This is a genomic window from Micromonospora sp. NBC_00821 (assembly GCF_036347035.1).
GTDB classification, from domain to species: Bacteria; Actinomycetota; Actinomycetes; order Mycobacteriales; family Micromonosporaceae; genus Micromonospora; species Micromonospora hortensis.
Genome location: NZ_CP108880.1, coordinates 2,353,739 through 2,373,386 on the forward strand (window position 1 = coordinate 2,353,739; position 19,648 = coordinate 2,373,386).

Annotated in this window: 15 protein-coding genes; 9 read left to right on the plus strand and 6 right to left on the minus strand. The window is 69.1% G+C overall.

What is annotated here, in order from left to right:
* Window positions 1-3: 3 nt before the first annotated feature.
* Entirely contained in the window at window positions 4-1,029 is a 1,026-nt protein-coding gene (locus OHB44_RS10800; protein WP_330440671.1) for a LacI family DNA-binding transcriptional regulator, read from the minus strand.
* Between the two features lie 373 nt (window positions 1,030-1,402).
* Here OHB44_RS10800 and OHB44_RS10805 point away from each other — a divergent pair, with 373 nt between their 5' ends.
* From OHB44_RS10805 to OHB44_RS10840, 8 genes are all read left to right on the plus strand, one after another.
* Window positions 1,403-2,758 carry an ABC transporter substrate-binding protein gene (locus tag OHB44_RS10805; RefSeq protein ID WP_330440672.1) on the plus strand — a complete coding sequence of 452 codons (1,356 nt, stop codon included), beginning with the start codon at window positions 1,403-1,405 and terminating at the stop codon, window positions 2,756-2,758.
* A complete protein-coding gene (locus tag OHB44_RS10810; RefSeq protein WP_238686434.1) occupies window positions 2,755-3,708 on the plus strand; it encodes a carbohydrate ABC transporter permease in 954 nt (317 codons plus the stop codon). The genes OHB44_RS10805 and OHB44_RS10810 overlap by 4 nt, the downstream gene beginning before the upstream one ends.
* Window positions 3,705-4,529 (plus strand): carbohydrate ABC transporter permease, encoded by an 825-nt coding sequence (locus OHB44_RS10815; protein WP_124860646.1) that lies wholly within the window; start codon window positions 3,705-3,707, stop codon window positions 4,527-4,529. Before OHB44_RS10810 ends, OHB44_RS10815 begins: the two co-directional genes overlap by 4 nt.
* 3 nt (window positions 4,530-4,532) lie before the next feature.
* Window positions 4,533-5,687, plus strand: a complete 1,155-nt coding sequence (locus tag OHB44_RS10820) for a serine hydrolase domain-containing protein (RefSeq protein ID WP_330440674.1) — start codon at window positions 4,533-4,535, stop codon at window positions 5,685-5,687.
* A 345-nt stretch (window positions 5,688-6,032) separates the two neighbouring features.
* On the plus strand, window positions 6,033-8,435 hold the full coding sequence (locus OHB44_RS10825) for a glycoside hydrolase family 43 protein (RefSeq protein WP_330440675.1): 2,403 nt from the start codon (window positions 6,033-6,035) through the stop codon (window positions 8,433-8,435).
* Window positions 8,436-8,639: 204 nt separating this feature from the next.
* Window positions 8,640-11,060, plus strand: coding sequence for a family 43 glycosylhydrolase (locus OHB44_RS10830; protein WP_330440677.1), 2,421 nt, complete (start codon window positions 8,640-8,642; stop codon window positions 11,058-11,060).
* Between the two features lie 27 nt (window positions 11,061-11,087).
* Window positions 11,088-11,720, plus strand: coding sequence for a hypothetical protein (locus OHB44_RS10835; RefSeq protein WP_330440678.1), 633 nt, complete (start codon window positions 11,088-11,090; stop codon window positions 11,718-11,720).
* Window positions 11,721-11,779: 59 nt separating this feature from the next.
* Window positions 11,780-12,859 (plus strand): hypothetical protein, encoded by a 1,080-nt coding sequence (locus tag OHB44_RS10840; RefSeq protein ID WP_330440679.1) that lies wholly within the window; start codon window positions 11,780-11,782, stop codon window positions 12,857-12,859.
* A gap of 61 nt (window positions 12,860-12,920) precedes the next feature.
* Here OHB44_RS10840 and OHB44_RS10845 read toward each other — a convergent pair whose 3' ends face one another.
* A complete protein-coding gene (locus tag OHB44_RS10845; protein ID WP_330440680.1) occupies window positions 12,921-14,234 on the minus strand; it encodes a hypothetical protein in 1,314 nt (437 codons plus the stop codon).
* A gap of 415 nt (window positions 14,235-14,649) precedes the next feature.
* Here OHB44_RS10845 and OHB44_RS10850 point away from each other — a divergent pair, with 415 nt between their 5' ends.
* Entirely contained in the window at window positions 14,650-16,209 is a 1,560-nt protein-coding gene (locus OHB44_RS10850; RefSeq protein ID WP_266303202.1) for a pectate lyase family protein, read from the plus strand.
* Window positions 16,210-16,353: 144 nt separating this feature from the next.
* On the opposite strand, the gene OHB44_RS10855 is transcribed toward OHB44_RS10850, so the two are convergent.
* The 4 genes from OHB44_RS10855 to OHB44_RS10870 form a co-directional block, all read right to left on the minus strand.
* Window positions 16,354-17,664: a radical SAM protein gene (locus OHB44_RS10855; protein ID WP_330440681.1), complete on the minus strand. Its 1,311-nt coding sequence runs from the start codon at window positions 17,662-17,664 to the stop codon at window positions 16,354-16,356.
* Between the two features lie 61 nt (window positions 17,665-17,725).
* The gene (sodN, locus tag OHB44_RS10860) at window positions 17,726-18,130 is read right to left on the minus strand and encodes a superoxide dismutase, Ni (protein WP_238686611.1); all 405 of its coding nucleotides are present in this window, start codon (window positions 18,128-18,130) and stop codon (window positions 17,726-17,728) included.
* Between the two features lie 111 nt (window positions 18,131-18,241).
* Entirely contained in the window at window positions 18,242-19,042 is an 801-nt protein-coding gene (locus tag OHB44_RS10865) for an inositol monophosphatase family protein (protein WP_238686420.1), read from the minus strand.
* A gap of 65 nt (window positions 19,043-19,107) precedes the next feature.
* A complete protein-coding gene (locus tag OHB44_RS10870; RefSeq protein WP_238686418.1) occupies window positions 19,108-19,623 on the minus strand; it encodes a hypothetical protein in 516 nt (171 codons plus the stop codon).
* Between the last annotated feature and the right edge of the window lie 25 nt (window positions 19,624-19,648).

A 19,648-nucleotide genomic window follows, 5' to 3' on the forward strand; every position in this document is an offset into this window, starting at 1 on the left:
TGGTCAGTCGGCCGGAGGCGCGAGGGACCGGCGTCGGCGCAGGGGCATCGGAACGAGCGAGGGTTCGGTGGCGCCCCCGTCCAGGAGCAGTTCGACCGCTCGCCGCCCCATCTGCTCGTGTGGCAGCGCCGTGGTGGCCAGGCTCGGACGCAACCAGGCGGCGATCGGGTCGTCGTCGAACGAGATGACCGAGATGTCCTCCGGGACGGTCAGCCCCGCCTCGCCGAGTGCCTGGTAGGCGCCGAAGGCCAGCCGGTCGTTCATGCAGATGATCGCGCTGGGTCGCTTCGGCTTGCTCAGCAGGCTGCGCATGGCGGCGTACCCGTGCTCGGGCAACCACTCGGTGCAGAAACACTCGGCCAGGAGGCCGACCTTCGCCTCGTCCAGCGTCTGCCGGATGCCGTGCAGGCGGGCGCGGGCGGCGAGCGAGACCTCCGGGTCGTCCTCCTTGAGTCGGTTGCGGCCGATGAGCGCGATCGCGTCGCGGTGGCCAAGCTCCAGCAGGGCGGTGGCGACGGAGCGCCCGGCGCCCTCGTCGTCGGGGACCACGCTGGGTAGGCCGTCGGGGCTGGTGGCGTTGAGCAGCACCACCGGGCCGCCGAGGATGGCCGCGGGCACCATCAGCCGTCGGGTCGCCATCGCCGCGTAGATCACCCCGTCGACCTGCCGATCCAGGACGGCCTCGATGGCGTACTGCTCGAAGGTGGCGTCGCCCTGCGTCTCGGTGATGAGCAGGACGTGGTCCCGTTCACGGGCCGCGTCGAGGGCGCCGCGGATGAGGTCGCCGGCGAACCGGGTGGTGGCCACGATGTCGGAGACGAACGCGATGGTGGCCGTCTTGCGGGTGCGCAGGCTGCGCGCGGCGAGGTTGGGTCGGTAGCCGAGCTCCTCGGCGGCGGCGAACACCCGCTGGTGCGCCTCGGCCGAGAGTCGGGTGCCCTCCCTGCCGTTGAGCACCATCGACGCGGCGGTCTTGGACAGCCCGGCTTTCCGCGCGACGTCGGCGAGTGTTGCTCTGTTGCGGCCCATCAGTCCTCCGAATCAGGCGCGGTGCCACAGGCGCCGCTCCCGCCCATCATGATGCGTCGCCGCCCGGGATCGAGGACCGGTCGCGTCGGCGTGGTGTGAACCCGACGTTTCCGCGCCGTTGCCAAGTTGTCCTTGACAGCTCCCCGCGCCGCGCGCATGCTCTGCTAAATCAGTTTAGCGACCACTTCTGGTGCTTCCAGAGGCGCCTTCGGTGGCCGTGCCGGGTTCTTTATCTGCTGACGGTACGGGTGCTGCGCCCGGGCGACAGGTCACGGCGTACGTGTCGTGGCGGCCACCCGGTCGCGGTGGTCCCGGTGGAGCCGTCGCGCGGCCGTGGGTCGCGGGACGCGTGGAGATGTCAAGGAGTCATGAAATGGCAGAATTGCTGACAAAATTTCCGCGACGGAGAACAGTGCTCCTCGCGTCGCTGCTGGCGGTCGGGATGACCGCGACGGCCTGCAGCGCGCCGGGCGAGGACCGGTCGTCGACCCAGAAGTCCGATGCCGCCGTGAAGACGGAGCTGGGCACCGACCCGATCACCCTCGACATGTACGCGGAGACCGGCTTTCCGCTGGCCAAGGCGTTGGCCGACGAGTTCTCCAAGCAGCACTCGAACGTCACGTTCAACATCCGCGAGGACCAGTTCACTGTGATCGTGGAGAACGCGCCGCGGGTGATGGCCTCGGACAACTCGCCGGACATCATCCGGCTCCCGACCATGGTCGACCTGGTCAAGGACGACCTGCTCAAGAACCTCGACCCGTACTTCACCGCGTACGGCTGGGACAAGTTCCCCGCCTCGCAGCTCATGCAGCTGCGCGTCGGCGAGAACACCCGGGGCACCGGATCGCTGTACGGGATGGGGCTCGGCTACAGCGTCACCGGCGTCTTCTACAACAAGAAGCTGGCCAGCCAGATCGGCATGACCCAGCCGCCGGCGACGGTCGCCGAGTTCGAGGAGCTGCTGGCCAAGGCGAAGACCGGCGGGGTCCAGCCGATCATGCAGTTCAACAAGAACACCGCTGGCATCAACTTCCCGCACCAGGCGCTGCAGAACCAGTTCGGCGACCCGACCCAGGTCGCCGACTGGATCTTCCAGAAGCCGGGGGCCACGTTCGACACCCCGGCCGCCCTGAAGGCCACCCAGACCATCCAGAAGTGGGCCCAGGCCGGCTACTTCACCAAGGACGCCAACGCCCTCGACTACGCGGGCATGGTGGGGGAGTTCCAGAAGGGCAACGGCCTGTTCATGTTCAACGGCGACTGGGAGTCGGCCAACCTCGACAAGTCGATGCCCGGCAACGTGGGCTTCTTCCTCTTCCCCACCGAGTCCGCCGGTGGAAAGCACGTGGCGATGTCCGCCCCCAACACCTTCGGCGTCTCCGCCAAGGCCAAGAACCCGGACGCCGCCGCGTACTTCCTGAACTGGGTGCACACCAACGCCAAGGCCCGCGAGATCTCGGTGACAGTCGGCGGCTCCAGCCCCGGCGGCCCGAGTGACCTGCCGGTGCCGAGCGCCACCCCAAACACGGTGCTGGCCGAGACCCTGAAGGCGTCGCAGCAGCTCGGTGCGGAGAACGGCGCTGTGGACTTCACCGCGAACGCGACCGGCGGCATCTTCGCCGCCGCGATCACGCCGGAGATGCAGAAGCTGATCGCCGGTCAGCAGACGCCCGAGGGGTACGTGAAGGCGGTCCAGGCCGAGTATCAGAAGGAACTGTCCCGATGACGTCTGCCCTCGGCAGCGCACCAACCGGGCGCGACGATCGTCGCGCCCGCCCCACCCCGACGCGGGCCCACCGATTCCGGTGGGCCCGCGCGGCCGGGACCGGCTGGTTGTACGTCCTGCCCGCCCTGGTGATGTACGCGGTGTTCGTCCTGCGCCCGCTCGTCCTGACCCTCCAGTACTCGCTCTACGACTGGAACGGCATCGGGGCGGCCCGCTGGGTGGGCCTGGACAACTACCTCACCGTCTTCACCGACAGCGACCTGCTGAAAATCATCGGCAACGCGATGGTGCTGATCGTCTTCTTCAGCTTCATCCCCGTCGCGCTGGGACTGTTGGTGGCGAGCATGGTCCGCCGGATCACGACCGGCGCGTTCGGCACCGTCGTCCGGACCATCCTGTTCCTGCCGCAGGTCATCCCCCTGGTGGCGGCGGGCATCGCGTGGAGCTGGCTGCTCTCGTCGAACGGTCTGGTCAACCAGGCGCTGCGCGCGGTCGGGCTGGGTGGCGTCGCCCGCGCCTGGCTCGGCGACTTCGACACGGCGCTGCCCGCCGTCGGCGTCATCGGGGCCTGGGTCCTGCTCGGCCTCTGCACGATTCTGCTGGTCACCGGCATGAGCAAGATCGATCCGGCGCTGTACGAGGCCGCCCGCCTCGACGGTGCCGGTCCGGTCCGCGAGTTCCTCGCCGTGACCCTGCCCAGCCTGCGCCAGGAAATTGGGGTCTGCCTCACCGTGACGATCATCGCCGCGCTGGCGAGCTTCGACATCGTCTACATCTCCACCAGCGGCGGCCCCGGCCTCCAGACCACAGTGCCGGGCCTGGAGATCTACCGGCTGGCCTTCTCGCAGCGGCAGGTGGGGCTCGCCTCGGCGCTCGCTGTCGTCCTCATGCTGCTGGTGCTGGCGTGCGTGCTACCCATCCAGCGCCTGAGCCGAGGGGAGAAGCCGTGAACCTGAGCCGACGCGAACAACTGACCGGCCGGGTCTTTCTGATCGCCCTGATCGTCGTCACCCTGCTGCCGTTCGTGAGCATGCTCTCGGCGGCGTTGCAGCCCCGGGGCACGGTGCCCAGCGGGCTCGAGTGGCCGTCCGACCCGCAGTGGGGAAACTTCGCCGACGCCTTCACCGCCGCGAACATGGGCGCCCTGCTCCGCTCCAGCCTGCTCATCGTGGCCGGCGTCGTACCGGTGTCGGTGCTCATCGCGACCATGGCCGGCTTCGGGCTCGGTCAGCTGCGGGTGCCCGGTGGCCGACTCGTCTTCGGTCTCTTCCTGCTGGGTCTGACCCTGCCGTTCGAGGCAGTGGTCACGCCGCTCTACTACCAGATGCAGGACCTCGGCCTGCTCAACACCCGCTGGGCCATCATCCTGCCGCTGATCGGGCTGTACATGCCGTTCGCGGTGTTCTGGATGCGGGCCCACTTCACCAACGTGCCGGTCGAGTTGTCCGAGGCGGCCCGGGTGGACGGCAGCAGCACGTGGCAGTTGTTCTGGCGGGTCCAGGTGCCGCTCGCCCGGCCAGCGATCGCCTCGCTGACGATCCTGATGTTCCTCTGGACGTGGAACCAGTTCCTGCTCGCCATCGTCCTCGTGGACGACGCCACCAAACGCACCATGGCCGGGGCGCTCGGAGCGTTCCAGGGCCAGTGGGGCACCGACCTGGTGCTGCTGTGCGCCGGGTCGCTGTTGATCCTCACCCCGACCCTCATCGTGTTCCTGATCTTCCAGCGACAGTTCATCAAGGCCCTGATCCAAGGGTCAGTGAAGGGGTAGGCAGTGGTCACACAGCCGCAGATCCACGGCGACGTCGACGATCGCTTCGGGCGCGTCGCCGACGTCTTCCGCGACAACTTCACCTCCCGGGGAGAGGTCGGCGCCGCGGTCACCGTCTACCTGCGGGGCCGCAAGGTCGTCGACCTGCACGGCGGGGTGGCCGACACCCGTACCGGGCGGCAGTGGGACGCGCACACGCCGGTCGTCGTCTTCTCCTGCACCAAGGGGATCCTGGCGATCTGCGCCTACCTGCTGGTCCAACAGGGTCGGCTCGACCTCGACGCTCCCGTGACACGCTACTGGCCGGAGTTCGGACAGCACGGCAAGGCGGACATCCCGGTGCGCTGGCTGCTCACACACCAGGCAGGTCTGCCCGCGGTGGACCGACCGCTGACCCTCGACGAGGTGTTGGCGTGGGATCCGGTCGTCACGGCGATCGAGGAGCAGGCCCCGCTGTGGAAACCGGGCACGGCGCACGGGTACCACTCGATGACCTACGGCTGGCTGGTCGGTGAGGTGATCCACCGCATCACCGGCCAACTACCCGGCGCGTTCTTCGCCGACACCGTCGCGGGGCCGCTCGGGCTGCACACCTGGCTGGGACTCCCGGCCTCCGAGAGCGACACCGTCGCCTGGGGCCTGGCACCGCCCCCGGACCCTGACCCGTTCGTGGACCCGGTGGCCGAACGGGGCATCACCATGGGGGGTGCTTTCGCCTTCCCCGCCGACGCCGACGGCCTGGTCAGCTTCAACGACGACGCCATTCGGGCCGCCGGTGTTCCCGGCGCGGGCGCGGTGAGCACCGCCGAGAGCCTCGCGCGCCTCTACGCCGCCTGTGTGTCGGAAATCCAGTGTGCACCGCTGCTGACGGCGGCGTCGGTGGACGACGCGGTAGTGGTTCGTTCGCGTGGCCAGCAGCGGCACGGGCCGCCGGACACCGGGCAGCGCTGGGGCACCGGCTTCCTGCTGCACTCGCCACCGGCCCGGCCCCTGCTGGGTGAGCGCAGCTTCGGCCACGACGGCGCGGGCGGGAACCTGGCCTTCGCCGACGCCGAGCATCAGGTGGGCTTCGGCTACGTGGTCAACCAGATGCGCGGGTTGGGCGACGAGCGCGCCAACCGCCTAACGGCCGCCGTCCGCGCCTGCCTGAACGACTGAGGCGCTCGAGCCGCCGCGCTCCCCGGTGATCATGAAGTTATTACCGTCAATGACGGCGTGTCATGGCAATAACTTCATGATCACCGGGGTCGGAGCTGCGGTGTGACCGTCCACTGTGGACGGCCGGCGGTGTTACGGGGATACTTCGGGCGCGTTTCATCGATAGTCTTGACAGGGGTTGTTAGCGATAACACGATGGCCTTCACGCCGCTCTCGCGTTTGGAGCTCGCCTTGGTCGTGTCGGTCCGCTCGCGTGTCCTGAACATCGCCCGCGCATCCGCTGTGAACAGCCTGAACGCCGCCGCTCGTCATGCCACGACCACGTTGGCCCGACGGGTGTCCACAGTGCTCACGAATCGCCTTCGTTCACTGTGTGCGCTCGCATCGGCGGCCGTTCTCGTCGGTGCGGGCCTGGTGGCCACCCCCGCCGCCGCGCACGCCGCCGACGGATGGTCGCCCCGATCGTCGTACACCTCGACCGACACCGGCGCCGGCACCTACTCGGTGCCGCTGCTCAACGCCGACGTGCCGGACATCAGCGTCGAGCGGGTGCCAGCCGCCGAGAACGACGAGGGCCGCGACGTCTACTACATGATCAGCACGACAATGCACCTGAGCCCGGGTGCGCCGATCATGAAGTCGTACGACCTCGTCAACTGGGAGATCGTCAACTACGTCTTCGACCGGGCGAGCATCGGCGACTCCTTCTCACTGCGCAACGGCCAGAACTCGTACGGCCAGGGCCAGTGGGCGTCGTCGCTGCGTTACCACGACGGCACGTTCTACGCCGTCTTCAACACCAACAACCTCAGCGGGGCGTACCTCTATCGCACCGACGACATCGAGAACGGCCCGTGGCAGCGCACCGCCCTCGGCCGTGGCCTGCACGACCCGTCGCTCTTCTTCGACGTCGACGGCACGCCGTACATCTTCTACGGCTCCGGCGGCACCAGCGCCGTCCGCCTCAACGCCGACCTGACGGCCATCGCGCAGGACTACCCGAACATCTTCACCGCCAACAACTACGCCGGTCAGCCGTTCATCGGTGGGCTGTTCGAGGGCGCGCAGGTCTACCACATCGACGGCTGGTACTACGCCGTCATCATCACCTGGCCTTCCGGTCAGGGGCGCCAGGTGGTCATGTTCCGGTCGAAGGACCTGCTCGGGCGCTACACCTCGGCCGGCGGGGTCAACACCTACGAGGCGCGCGGCGTACTCAACTCCAACGGCTTCGCGCAGGGCAGCCTGGTGCCGATCAGCCGCGCGGGCGGCGGGACGGACTGGCACGGCATGTTCTTCCGGGACACGTTCCCGATCGGCCGGATCCCGGCACTCATCCCCGCCACCTGGCAGAACGGGTGGCCGACCTTCGGCACCAACGGGGTCGTACCGGTCAACGGCCTGTTCGACAAGCCGATCCGGCTCAGCCCGGCCGAGGAGTTGTTCGAGCGGCAGAAGAGCATCGTCGCCTCGGACGACTTCGCCAACGACGCGCCGCACAAGGCGTACCAGGACGAGCAGTGGACCGTCCCCGCGCCGCTCGACCCGGCGGAGATCGCCCCCAACGGCTCACGGCTGGACCTGGCCTGGGAGTGGAACCACGCCCCGGACAACCGGTACTGGTCACTCACCGACCGCGACGGCTGGCTGCGGTTGACGGCCGGCAGTGTGGTCACCGGCCAGTACGTCTACACGAAGCTGTCCAACCGGGCCGAGCTGGCGTGGTTCGAGGAGGCACGCAACACGCTCTCGCAGCGGACGTTCGGGCCACGGCAGTCGGTCCAGACCCGAATGGACGTCTCCGGGATGAAGAACGGCGACGTCGCGGGCCTGGCCGCCTACAACCGCGGATTCTCGTACGTGGCGGTCAAGCGCGTCGGTGACGTCAACACCCTCGGCGTCGTGAACCGGTCGCAGCCGTTCGCTGTCGACCTCGACCAGTCGACGTTGGAGAACTTCATCGCCGGCACGACGGTGTCGCTGGGCGACGCGACCGAGGTGCACGTGAAGGCGGACCTCGACTTCTCCGCGCCGGTCGGCCAGCTGTGGACGACGTTCTACTACAGCCTGGACGGCGTCCACTGGACCCGGCTGGGCAACCGCGTTGGCCCGCAGGCACTCGACGGTAGCCTCGCCCACTTCATGGGTCACCGGGTGGGCCTGTTCACCTACGCGACCCAGGAGACCGGCGGCCACGTCGACTTCGACGACTACCTGCTCAGCGACGTGTTGACCGCGCAGGCCCGGCCACTGGACACCACAGCCCTCGACGCGGCCATCGCCCACGCGCAGACTCTCGATCCGCGCCACTACCCGGCCGACGCGTGGGCCGCGACGCAGTCCGCGCTCGCGGCGGCGACGTCGGCACGGGCCGGCCAGTTCGGCACCCAGAACCAGATCGACGCGCCGGAGCGGGCACTCAGCTACCAACTGGCCCGACTCGGAGTGCTGGCGGCGCTGCCCGTGACGGCCACCGCCCAGGTGCGCTGCCTGAGCGGCAAGACGTACCTGGCGGTGCAGGCGCGCAACGACTCGGACGAGCCGGTCGACATCACCGTCGAGAGCCCGTACGGAAACCGGTCGTTCACCGCCGTGGCGCCGGGCTCGAACGTCTACCAGTCGTTCAACACCCGCGTGTCGTCGGTGCCGGCCGGCTCGGCGAATGTCCGGGCCACCGGGGCGGTCGCCGGCCGGGACGTGACCACCGTCCACGCCGTCGGGCACCCCGCCAACGCCTGCGGCGGATAACCCCACCACGAGCCCTCGGCCCACCGACCAGCACCACCGGCCACCGGCCGGGCGGCGCGGTACACCCGACCTGCCCCGCGCCGCCGCCCACTCTCGGACCGGCGGCGGCAGTCGACCCCTGATGCCCGGACCACCCACGGAAAGCGCACCCACCGATCCCCCGTACACCGATGACCGCACGTCAGAGATGAAGGAGGATGTCTCGTGGAACAACGAATGCGACGGGCGACCCGAGGACGGGTCGCAGCGCTCGCGACGGTCGGCCTGATGCTGGCCACGGGGTTCGTCGCCCCGGCGTCGCCGGTCCAGGCCGCCGACACGAACCTCGTCGTCAACGGCGGGTTCGAGGACGGGCTGACCAACTGGTTCGTCAACAACGGAAACGCCTCCGACGGCGCCCAGTTGTCGGCCACGTTGGACGCCCACTCCGGCGCGAACGCGGCGCTCGTCACCAGCCGGACGACCACCGGGTCCGGCCCGATGCAGGACCTCAGCGGCAAGGTGCAGGCCGGGCAGGCCTACACCCTGACGGCCCGCATCAAGTACGAGAACGAGAGCGGACCGGCGACGAAGCAGTTCTTCGCCACGATGCACTACGGCGGTGGCACCTACACCAACCTCGTCAGCGTGACGGCGACGAAGGGCCAGTGGGCACAGTTCAACGGAACGTTCACGATCCCGACGACGCAGAGCGTGTCGACGGCGCGCCTGTTCTTCGAGACCCCCTGGACGAGCGCGCCGTCCACCGACCCGGCTCTGCACCTGATGGACTTCAAGCTCGACGACGTGTCAGTGGTCGGCGCCGCGCCGCCCGCGCCCGCGTCGAAGACCATCGAGGTCGTCGGCAAGCTGCCCGGGGAACACAACCCGTTGATCGGGCACAAGTTCGGGGCTGACGGTTTCGGCCTCGTGCACGACGGCCGGGTCTACATGTACATGACCAACGACACCCAGGGCTACGCGCCGAACCCGACCACTGGCGTCTCACCGGGGATCAACTACGGCGACATCAACCAGATCACGGTGATCTCCTCGGAGGACCTCGTGAACTGGACGGACCACGGTGAGATCCAGGTCGCCGGCCCGAACGGGGTGGCCCCGTTCACCGCCAACTCGTGGGCTCCGGGCATCACCAAGAAGGTGGTGAACGGAGTGGAGAAGTTCTTCCTCTACTACGCCAACGGCGGTGGCTCCAGCAACGTGATCACGGGTGCGTCGCCGCTCGGCCCGTGGACCAGCGAGCGCACCAGCACGCTGATCGACGGCCGTACCCCCGGCGCCGAGGCCGTCGCGTGGAAGTTCGACCCGGCCCCGTTCGTCGACGACGACGGCCAGCCGTACCTCTACTTCGGTGGTGGTCCCGCGTCGACGAGCATGCCGCCGGCCGAGCGCTTCAACAACCCGAAGAACATCCGGTCGATCGAACTCGGCGATGACATGGTCTCGACCGAGGGGACGGCCGCTGTGGTCGACGCCCCGGTCGCCTTCGAGGCGGGCCACGTCTTCAAGCGCCAGGGCAAGTACTACTTCTCGTACTCCTCGCACTTCGGCGGGAACGACTTCGGTGGCAGCCAGCAGCCGCTCCCCGGTTACCCCGGGGGTGGCCAGATCGGCTACATGATCTCCGACGGGCCGATGTCGTGGCCGAAGGAGACCTACGCCGGTGTGCTCTTCCCGAACCAGTCGCAGTTCTTCGGGGCCGGCACCGGTGGCAACAACCACCAGTCGGTCTTCGAGTTCGGGGGCAAGTACTACTTCACGTACCACGCCCCGACGCTGAACAAGCGCATCAACGGCAACACCACCCAGGGATATCGCAGCCCGCACATCCAGGAACTGGCCTTCAACCCGGACGGCACCATCCAGCAGGTCGTCGGCACCTACGCCGGCGTGGACCAGGTCCGCCACTTCGACCCGTACCGCGTCTTCGAGGCCGAGACCTTCGGCTGGAGCAAGGGCGTCGCGACCACGAAGGTCGACGGCGGCTCCGCCCAGTTCGGTGGCGCGGCACCCAACCTCGTGGTCCGCGACATCGACAATGGGGACTGGTCGGCGCTGTCCTCGGTGAACTTCGGCGACAACGGCGCGCAGAGCCTGACGGCGCGGGTGCGTGCGCTGGCCGCCGGCGGGCAGATCCAGGTACGGCTGGACGACGTCAACGGTCCCGTCGTCGGGACGGCCACAGTGGACAGCCCGGTCGGGCAGTGGGCCGAGGTGACCGCCGAGCTTGACGGCGTCAGTGGCGTGCACGACGTCTACTTCACCTACACCGGCCCGGCCGGTGTCGACCTCTTCGAGATCGACAACTGGGCCTTCGCGGCGGCCAGCCTCGACCTGCCCGTCACGCTCACCGCGTCTGCACGGTGCGTGGGCGGTAACGCGTACGTGGCGGTGCAGGCGCGCAACGACCACGACGCGCCGGTGGGCATCACCCTCGAGACGCCGTACGGCGAGCGGTCGTTCACTGCCGTCGCGTCGGGCGCGAACGCCTACCAGTCCTTCAACACCCGTGCCGTGTCGGTGCCGGCGGGTTCGGCGACGGTCCGGGTGACTGGGGCGATCGGCGGACACGACGTGACGACAGTCCGCACCGTGCAACACCCCGCCGGCACCTGCGGCGGATAACCCCTGATGGCGGAGAACGGAGATCACATGAACACATACAAACGGCGGCAGACGCTCGCGGCCGGCGTCGTCGGCGCCGTGCTGACCGGGGCGGCGGTGCTGCCGTCGCCCGCACTGGCCGAGCCCGGTGACGACGCCAGCGTGCGGGTCACCGTCGACATCGACGAGATCAGGGAACCGGGCGTGCTCGCCCTGTCGATCGCCGGCGACGCCGTCGCGCTGTCCGAGGACGGCTCGACCCTGCTGGTCCGCCAGTTCGTCGGCACACTGCCGACAGTGACGGTCACCGACACCCGCGTCGCCGACGAGGTCCCCGACGGCGCCAACTGGGCGGTGCTCGGCAGCTCCTCCGACTTCGCGGGCGCCGCCGGCCAGGCACCGATCACCGCCGGCCACTTCGGCTGGAAGCCGCGCCTGCTCGACGGCGGGGAGACCGGCCTGGTCACCGAGGGCGAGGAGGTGGTGACCAGCCTGGACGAGGCGACCCAGCCGGGCAACAATGTCGGCCTCGTCGACCAGGAGCTGTTGGTCTCGGCCTTCGACTCCGAGGCCGTCGCCAGCGACTCGTACTCGGTGAACGCCGACCTGTACCTGCGGACCCCCGCGGAGGTCGCCGCAGGCGAGTACAGCTCCACCCTCACGCTCTCACTGTTCGAGTAGTGGCCTGGGCGGGGGCCCGGACCAGGCCCCCGCCCAGCCCCGTGCCGAAAGGCCGTTTCATGACCGTCACCCCGCTGCGCCGCGCGCTCGTCGTCCTCGCCGCCGCGTCCCTCGCGGTTGTGGCCGCGCCGAGCGCGGCGGCGGCGGAACCGGACCCGAAGGCCCTGACCTGGACGGTCCAGCCGGCTACCGCGACCGGGCCGGACCAACGCCGATGGATCAACGCCAGCCTCGACCCGGGGCAGGCGGTGACCGAACACCTGGCGGTACGGAACTTCAGCCGCACCGCCGTCGCCTTCTCCCTGAAGGCCGCCGACGGCTACCTCACCGACAAGGGCCGCTTCAACATGCTGTCGTCCGACCGTCCCTCGGTCGACGGCGGCACCTGGATCGACGTGCAGGAGAAGGTCACCGTCGGCCCCAACGAGACACGGGTGGTGCCGTTCACGATCACGGTGCCCGAGGGCGCCACACCGGGCGACCACCCGGCCGGCATCGCCGCGACCGTCACCAGCACCGGCGGCACTGTCAACGTCGAGAGCCGCGTCGGCTTCCGGGTGATGCTGCGGGTGAACGGCACCGCGCGGGCGGCTTTGGCCGTCCGGGGCCTCGGCGCGACGTACTCCCCGTCGTGGAACCCCTTCGCCGGCGGCATGGTGCGGGTCCGCTACACAGTCGAGAACGACGGCAACGTCTGGGTCAGCGGAACGAGTCGGGTGGCGATGTCCGACCTCCTGGGCCGGAGCAGCCACGACGCCACCAGCGAGGTCGAGGAGTTGCTGCCCGGCGGCGCTCGGACGGTGGAGACCCGGGCCGGCGGCGTCTGGGCCCTGGGGCGCCTCCGCACGACAGTCAGCACGTCGCCGACGCTGCTCGGCGACGGCCAGGCCGGGGCCGACCTCCGACCGGCCTCCGCGACCGTCACCACCTGGGTCGTGCCGTGGGCGCAGCTCGCACTGTTGGGTCTGCTCGCCGGCCTGCTCCTGGGGCTGCGGGCGGCGGCCCGGCACCGGCGGCGTCGGCTGGCCGGGCTGCTGGCCCGCGCCAGGCAGGAGGGCCGGCAGGAGGGGCAGGAGTCGGTGCTCGTCGGGGGCGCGCCCGCTGTTGGCGAGCCCGACCCGGGCGACGCCCGCCGGTGACCGGTCGGCGCGCGGGAGTCGCGCTACCGGATCACGGTGAGGGCGTCGCCCGGCCCCAGCCTCAGGGCTTGGACTGGTTGAGCAGCCACCGCAGGATGCTGGCGTCCTCGTAGGTCGGTCCGAACGCCGCGTGGTAGTCCGGCACCGAGAAGGCAGCGTCGGCGTACTCGGTGTAGCGCACCAGGTCGGCGGTCTGCTCCGGCGTCTTGCCCCGGGCCGCGTACGCCTGCCGCAGCACCGCCGTGGAGTTGCGCGCGCCCGAGACGTTGAGCAGGTGGTCGTGCTCGCCGTGAGTGATCCACACCGGCACCTCGGCCGCCGCGATGGCGGTCGCCTGGGTGGCGTTGACCGGGAACCCACCGGTCACCAACCCGCCGGCGAACAGGTCGGGACGCTTGGCGAACGCCTCCCAGAGCAGCTGCGAGCCGTACGACACGGTGGTCGCGTACACCCGACGGGTGTCCACCGCGAACTGGCCGGCGAACTGGTCGAGCAGCTTGACCAGCAGGTCCGCCTCGGCGACCCCACCGACCCGCTGGTGCTGGGGCGCCAGGACGATGACGTCCTCGGCGGTGCCGGTCCAGCGCGGTTGGAGCCACGCGGTCGCCGGGATGTCGGCGGCGAGTTGGACGCCGAGGTTGTCACCGTCCCAGCCCATGCCGTGACCGGGCAGGACGACCATCAGCGGGTACGTGCGGCCCGGCTGGTAGTTCTTCGGCAGGTGGTAGTGGTACGGCAGCACCATTCCGCCACTCAGGAACGAGCCGTAGGTGAACTCGTCGACCAGTTGGTTGACCGGCTTCTCCGTGACGGGACGGGAGTCGCGCGGGGTGGCCCGGGCGAGCACCGGCCCCTTGCCGGCCCCGCGGCCGGGCTGGCCGTGCACGTCCTTGCGTTGCACGACCCGGGTCGGCAGCTCGGGGTTGACCTTCACCGTGCAGAGGAACGTCGGGCACTTAGAGACGATGACCGTCGAACCGCCGGTGTCGGCGGGGTCGAGTTCGACGATGACGTACCGGCCCGGCGCCGACCGGTGGTCGGCACGGGTGCCCGGTGTTCCGTTGGTGTACGTGTGGGTGACGGTCCGGTCGGCGAGCTTCGGCAGGTCCTCGATGGGGTTGAAGCGGAAGTTGTAGATGGTGTCCGTCACCGAGAACGTCGCGGTGTCGAGGGTGCGCGGGTTGACAGTGGCCCCGTACTCGATCGCCACCGCCGAGACCTTCTGGCCGTAGGTGTAGACGGTGGTGATCGGGGTGATGCTGCGGATTCCGTCGGTGGCGCCCCGGCTGTCGCTCGCGCTGCCGTACGCCGTGCCGGAGGCGCCGGCCAGAACGAGGGTGGCGGCGAGCGGGATCAGTCCTCTTCGCAGTCTCATGCGTGTCCTTTCTCGGGGGTGGAGCTCTCAGCCAGCGATCCCGTTCGGGGACCGGGAGTGGGACGGGTCGGAGCGAGCCGGTCGCTAAACTGATTTAGCAGAGCATCGATGGCGGGCCTGGCCGTGTCAATACCGAGCACTGCAACAAACCTGCAAGCGTCAGCTATTGCCTTCAGGGAAACCGCTTTCCTACGATTGCGTTACATCGATGTTCCATTTGATGGTCGGGCGAGCGATGGCACCGGGCGCACTCCGCTCGCACGACACAACCCTGCTTCCACCAGGGCACGAGAGACCTCGATGAACTCTTCGCGATTGACTGTCGCCAATTTCTGAATGACGTCCGTCGGTAGGTGTGGTCGCGATGTCCGTCGGGGCGAAGCCTGGAACGAGACGAATGCGAAGGTGAGGCGACATGAGACGACCAGTCGTGCTGCGACGTCAGGCGGTGTTGGCCGCGGCGGCTGCGGCGGCGGTGGCGATCGCGGTCGGGGTGGTCCTACCGACCCCGCAGGCATCGGCGGCGGTCGGCAGCGCCACCGGCTACGCCACCCAGAACGGCGGGACCACCGGCGGCGCGGGCGGGCAGACGGTACGGGCCACCACGGGCACTGCGATCCATGCCGCGCTGTGCGGTCGGACCAGCAGCAGCACTCCGATCACCATCGAGGTGACCGGGACCATCAATCACGGCAACACCAGCAAGGTGTCGGGGTCGAGCTGCAACACCGCCGCGGGCGTGATCGAGCTCAAGCAGATCAGCAACGTCACCATCATCGGGGTCGGTAGCGCCGTCTTCGACCAGCTCGGCATCCACATCCGCGACTCCAGCAACATCATCATCCAGAACGTGACCATCCGGAACGTCAAGAAGTCGGGCTCGCCCACCTCCAACGGTGGGGACGCCATCGGCATGGAGAGCACGGTCCGCAACGTCTGGGTCGATCACGTCACCCTGGAGGCGTCGGGCGGGGAGTCCGAGGGGTACGACGGCCTCTTCGACATGAAGGACAACACCCAGTACGTGACGCTGTCCTACAGCATCCTGCGCAACTCCGGTCGCGGCGGCCTCGTCGGGTCCAGCGAGAGCGACCTGTCGAACGGCTTCATCACGTACCACCACAACCTCTACGAGAACATCGACTCCCGGACGCCGCTGCTGCGCGGTGGGGTCGCCCACATCTACAACAACCACTACGTGAGCCTGCACGAGTCCGGAATCAACTCTCGGGCCGGAGCCAGGGCCAAGGTGGAGAACAACTACTTCCGCAACTCCAAGGACGTCCTGGGGACCTTCTACACCAACGAGCGCGGCTACTGGCAGGTCGCCGGCAACGTCTTCGACAACGTGACCTGGTCCAGCGCCGGCAGCGAGAACTACCCCGCCGGCCCCAACCCGACCTCCACCACCACGGTCAGCATCCCGTACTCGTACAGCCTCGACGGGGCGAGCTGCGTGCCGGACATCGTCCGTCAGACGGTCGGCGCCAACACGGGCCTGAAGGTGTCCAACGGCAGTTGCTCGCCGCAGACCCCGCCGCCCACCACCCCGCCGCCGACCACGCCCCCGCCCACCACGCCTCCGCCCACGACGCCCCCGCCCACCGGCGGGACCAACCTCAGCCTCGGCGCCGGCGCCGACGGCTCCAGCAAGGCCAGCGGAACCAGCTACGGCAACGTGCGCGACGGCAACCTGAGCACCTACTGGTCACCGGCCGGAGCGACCGGCACGATCTCGATCAAGTGGGGCTCCGCGACCCAGGTGTCCCGGGTGGTGATCCGGGAACCGTCCGGCACCCAGGGCTCCATCGGGTCCTGGCAGTTGATCAACAACGACAACGGGGCGGTCCTGGCCGCCGGCAGCGGGGCCGGTTCGATCACCTTCTCGGCAACCGCGACGAGCAAGCTCAACTTCAAGATCAACAGCTCCGGCGGTACGCCACGGGTCGGTGAATTCGAGACGTACGCCAGCTAGGCGAGTGTCGCTCGGCCGATCGCCGTCGGAACCTTCGTCGGGGCGGATGCGGTTCTGAGCGGTATACCTCAGAGGCATATTTATACCTCTGAGGTATACCGCTCCTCGGCGGATCGACATGGGGAGGCCAGCCGAGCGCGTCCGTCAGGAATCCGTGGACGGCAGGGTGTCCATGAAGGAACTGACCGAGAAGACCGCCCGCCCCGGCCCGGCGGGGCCGTACCCGGGCGGGCTGGACAGACCGTGGGCGTCCATCGTCGCCCGGTAGGCCTCCAGCAGACGGACGTGGTATTCGAGCGGCGCGCCCTGCGGGTTCGTCCGGCCCAGCGGGGTGGTGGGCTCCGGGCACCAGGTGGTGAACCGGGGCGTGATCCCCCGGGACATGAAGTAGTCGAGCCCCTCGGTGGTGGAGGCGATTGCCTCGTCGACGCTGGTGAAGCCGTGCGGGGCGGCCATCTCCACGCCCGCCACGAAGTTCGGGATCACGTTGCGCGGGCCGAACACCTCGGCCGAGTCGAGGATGCGGCGGTGCCACTCCTCCCGACCGACGTACCGCTCCTTGCCCGGGCAGTACAACTCGAACAGCCGCTTGTCCCACACCTCGTAGTTGGGGTGGTAGATGCGGATCCCGTAGTCGTGGAACCGCTGCACATCGGCTCGGGGCAGCGCCTGGGCCACGACCTTGCCGATCCACCGACCCGGAAACCGCTCCTCGATCGCCTGCGCGTACTGGCCGTAGAAGTCGGCCTCGGCCAGCCCGTTGACCTGCGAGGTGATGCTGCCACCGGTCAGCGTGTACGCCTGCGACGCGCGATCGACGTCGTGTCGGTTGATGATCTCCAGAGCCTCGAGGACCTCGTCGACCGGCTTGACCCCGGTGTAGGGCCGCCCGGCCTGCTTGTGCTGCCGCCAGTTGTGGTTGATGTCGCAGTACTGGCACTCCTCCTTCGCGCCGAAGTACTGGCAGACCCGGAACGCGGTGAGGTAGATGAGGTAGCCCCACTGGATCGTCGGGGCGACCTCCATCACCGACTTGCCGTTGGCGAGCGTGTGGCGGTAGTACGCCGGCATGGGGGGCAGCCCGACGTCGGCGATCGGCCGTCCGTCCAGGAACAGGCGCAGTCGACCGTCGCTGTCGGTGCCGACGCGATACGGCGAGCTGGGGTTGGTGCGGACCGAGACGACGGTACGACGCAGGTCGTACGGGCCCCCGGTGAGCACGATCTCCTCCGGTGGCCGGCGCAGCGCCGCCGTCCCCAACTCCGGCAGCGTCCGATGGTCGAAGGAGAAGATGAAGTACGACTTCGGCTTGATGTCGCCGTGCTCGTTGTCGGTCAGTGCCGCGTCGTCGAAGGCGAGGCCGCCCCGCAGCAGGTCCTCCTTGAGGACCGCCTCCCGCGGCACGTGTGGAAAACGACCCATCAAATCTTCGACGAGGTCGGTGCGCGACGTCATGCGGTTCCTCCCGAACGCGGTACGCCGAACCGGGTGGCGGGTGCCACCCGGTGCCGGCTGATCAGCTCTGCTTGGTCTCCCAGAAGATCTTCGAGATCTCCTCGATCTTGCCGAGGAGCTGCTCGGCGACCGCCGGGTCCGCGGCCCCCTTCGCGCCGCCGGCACCTGCCAGCTTCGTCGCCTCGTTGAAGAGGCCGTGCAGCTGGGGGTACTTCTCGAAGTGCGGCTGCTTGAAGTAGTCGGTCCACAACACCCAGAGGTGGTGCTTCACCAACTCGGCGCGCTGCTCCTTGATGAGCAACGCGCGGGTGCGAAACTCCGGGTCGTCGCTGGCCTGGTACTTCTCGGAGATCGCCTTGACCGACTCGGCCTCGATGCGGGCCTGCGCCGGGTCGTAGACGCCACAGGGGAGGTCGCAGTGCGCGCTCGCGACGGTACGCGGGCGGAGAAGGCGGGACAGGAACATCGGAATCCCTTCGACGGTGGTGCTCGTCTGACGTACGGCCGGGCACTGTCGCCCGGACGTGATCATCTAGGGACGCTAGAACTTCAACCGCACTTCATGTCAAGGTCGGGTCTATCGCGAGCGCTGTTTCCGGATGAGCGTCAGCAGAGCGGCGTGCGTCCGCTCGTCCGCGGCCACGACGAGGCCGTCCCCACCGGCGTGCAGCGGCTGGCCGTCGAGCCCGGTGAGCACGCAGCCAGCCGCCTGACAGAGCGCGATTCCGGCCGCGAAGTGGACGCTGTTCCGCAGGTCGTGACGGTCCGTCACATAGGCGGCGCGGCGACCGGCGGCGACCCAGGCCACGGCCAGGCTGGTGGAGACCACCCGGGGCCGGAACTGTGCGAGAAAGCCCTCGTCGGTGAGCATGCGGGCGGCCAGGAAGACGTCCCGGTTGGGGAAGGGCGGGTCGAGGTTCAGGTCGACAAGCGTCGACTCGGCCGACGGGACGAGTCGCTCGTCCGTCCTCGCGCCCCGGACGTACGCGGCGGTGCCGTCGGTCCAGAACACCTCGGCGGCGAACGGGTCCGCCGAGGCCGCCACTGTGACGTCCGACCCGACCCGCAGGGCGACGTTGACCGAGGCCAGCATGGTCCGCGCGGCGAAGTTCAACGTTCCGCACAGTGGGTCGACCAGCCAGGTGCGCCCGTTGTCGCCGGCACCCGTGCGCCCGCTCTCCTCGGCCACCACGGCGTCCTGCGGACGCGCCGCGCGCAGGACGTCGAGGATGGCCTGCTCGGCCTCGACGTCGGCGGCGGTGGCGAAGTCGCCGGCGGTCTTCATGACGCGCGTCAGTGTTGAGCCGTACCGGGAGCGGACGACTGCGGCTCCCGCTTCCGCCGCCTCGATGGCCAGCGCCTGGTCTGTGATCGACATGCCCGAACCCTAGGAGCCGTGGGCAACGTCGATGACAGCCCCGCGCCCGGGGGTCACCGGGCAGGTCAGTCCGACAGTTCGATGATCGATAGTTGACTGACGACCGCCGTCATGATCATGGGAGCGTCGCCGTCACACTGGTTGACCGAGACCGCCACCCACCGGCCGTCGGCCACCGTCGGCCCCCAGACGGTCAGGTCGCCGTAGCAGTCCAGGTCGCAGAGCGACTGGAACAGCGCCGGCATGGGTTCACCGGCCTGATCCCGAAACAGCGGCACCCGCATGGAGACCGTGCGGTGCGCGCCCCACCTCTGGTCCAACTCCGCTACGACGAGGGCCAGGTTCGCCTCGGCGGCATCCTCGGCCTGGTTCCACTCGGCACCGTACACACCCGTCAGGGCGTCGCTCTCCCAGAGCGGAACGATCTGGAAGCCCTCGCCTCGGGTGCCCGTCCACTCACCGGTGGCCGGGTCCCCCTCGCTGACCGGTACGCCGCCAGTGGGCAGGTCCGTGGCGAGCAACGACTCGATGTCGGACACCGTCCGACCGGTGTCGAACACCTCACCGGCCCGGCCGGTCATCGGGCGACTCGTCGTACCACCGGAG